Genomic DNA, 1,716 nt, shown 5'->3' on the forward strand with positions numbered 1-1,716 from the left:
GTCCTGCGCCTGGTCGCGGTGGGCCGCAGCAACCGCCAGATCGCCGAGGAGCTGTTCATCTCCCCGAAGACGGCGAGCGTCCACGTCTCCAACATCCTCGCCAAGCTCTCCGTGACGGGACGGGGCGAGGCCGCCGCGCTCGCCCACCGCCTGCGGCTCTTCCCCACGGGCGGCGACCGGGCCGAGGTGCGGCGCTGACCTGCACTGATGCTCTCCAGGCCGGTTTCCTGCCGCCTCGCCTACGCTTGACGGCAGGATCTCCACTCCGAGGAGGCGCAGTGTTCAACGCGATAGAGGCCCTGTTCGCGCCCGGCCGCAAGCACACCGACGACGAACAGAAGCGCCTGGAACTGACCCGCGTCGACCTCGCCGACGGCGACCCCGGGCGGGGCCCGATAGACCTGTCGTCCGGCAAGGTGGTCGTGCGCCCGCCGGTCCCCGCGCCCCGCGAGGACGCGGCCCCGGAGTCCTGAAGCCGCGGAGCTACTTCACCCGAACCTCAAGGATCTTGTCGTCGCCCTTCTCCGGCGTGCCCCGGCCGTCCGTCTCGTTGGTGACGACGTACACCTTGTCGCCGCCCGCCGCGAGCACCGTGCGCAGGCGGCCGTACGCACCCTTGAGGAAGGACTGCGGCTCCGGCGTGGCGGTCACGCCGCGCACCGGGACGCGCCACAGCCGCTCGCCTCGCAGCCCCGCCATCCAGACCGAGCCCTCGGCGTAGGCCACCCCGCTCGGTGAGGCCTCGGAGGTCTGCCACTGCACGACGGGGTCGCGGAAGCCCTTCTTGCCCTCGACGCCCTCGACCTCGGGCCAGCCGTAGTTGCCGCCCGCCCTGATCTCGTTCAGCTCGTCCCACTCGTCCTGGCCGAACTCCGACGCCCACAGCCGCTTCTCCTCGTCCCAGGCGAGGCCCTGCACGTTGCGGTGGCCCCAGGAGTACACCGCCGAGTCGCCGAAGGGGTTGCCGGGGGCGGGCTCGCCGTCCGGCGTGACGCGCAGGATCTTGCCGCCGAGCGACTTCTTGTCCTGCGCCAGCTCCGTGTCGCCCGTCTCGCCGGTGCCCACGTACAGCAGCTTGTCCGGGCCGAAGGCGATCCTGCCGCCGTCGTGGTTCGAGCCCTTCGGGATGCCCTTGAAGACGGTGTCGGGCGCGCCGAGCTGCTCCCCCGAGGGCTTCTTCTCGTCGTACAGCAGGCGCGCGACGCGGTTGTCGGACTCCGTGGTGAAGTACGCGTACACCATGTGGTCCGAGGCGTACGCGGGGGAGAGGGCGAGGCCCATCAGGCCGCCCTCGCCGCCGGGGGAGACGCCGGGCACCGTGCCGAGCTCCGTCTTCTTGCCCGTCCTGGCGTCGACCCTGGTGATCGTCCCCTCGTCGCGCGAGGAGACGAGGAGGTCGCCCCCGGGCAGCTCGGCGAGGCCCCACGGCGACTTCAGGCCGGTGGCCACGGTGCGGGTGACCTTCGCCGAGCCCTTCTCCGGCGGGGCGTCGGAGCCCGGCTTCCCGGTGGCGGACCCGCTGGACCCGCCCGGCTTCGGCGGACTCTCGCGGCCGTCGGGGGCCTCGCCGTCCCCGGAGGAGCAGCCGACGGTGAGGACGAGGGCGGCAGCGGCGGCCAACACGGCGGTAACAGCGGGTCGTTGCACGATCATGATCCCTTCGACGGGGCGCTTCCCCTGTTCATACACCGACGGCGCCCCACGGGTTCCCGAGGC

3 protein-coding genes are annotated in these 1,716 nt (G+C 72.4%); 2 read left to right on the forward strand and 1 reads right to left on the reverse strand.

The window, feature by feature from the left end; all coding sequences use genetic code 11:
* Both AB8Z36_RS39120 and AB8Z36_RS39125 read left to right on the forward strand, forming a co-directional pair.
* Positions 1 to 198: LuxR C-terminal-related transcriptional regulator (locus AB8Z36_RS39120; protein ID WP_369218117.1), on the forward strand; the 198-nt coding region annotated here is incomplete at its 5' end.
* An 80-nt stretch (positions 199 to 278) separates the two neighbouring features.
* Positions 279 to 473: a DUF6191 domain-containing protein gene (locus AB8Z36_RS39125; protein WP_369218118.1), complete on the forward strand. Its 195-nt coding sequence runs from the start codon at positions 279 to 281 to the stop codon at positions 471 to 473.
* A gap of 10 nt (positions 474 to 483) precedes the next feature.
* Here the strand turns inward: AB8Z36_RS39125 and AB8Z36_RS39130 are convergent, their stop codons facing one another.
* Positions 484 to 1,653 (reverse strand): PQQ-dependent sugar dehydrogenase, encoded by a 1,170-nt coding sequence (locus AB8Z36_RS39130; protein ID WP_369218119.1) that lies wholly within the window; start codon positions 1,651 to 1,653, stop codon positions 484 to 486.
* Positions 1,654 to 1,716 lie beyond the last annotated feature (63 nt).

Origin of the sequence: Streptomyces flavofungini (genome assembly GCF_041028215.1) — a bacterium.
Lineage (GTDB): Bacteria > Actinomycetota > Actinomycetes > Streptomycetales > Streptomycetaceae > Streptomyces > Streptomyces flavofungini_B.

What these genes read in the sequence shown, in the direction of transcription:
- AB8Z36_RS39130 (WP_369218119.1), bottom strand. Translation starts at nt 1,653, where the DNA reads ATGATCGTGCAACGACCCGCTGTTACCGCCGTGTTGGCCGCCGCTGCC.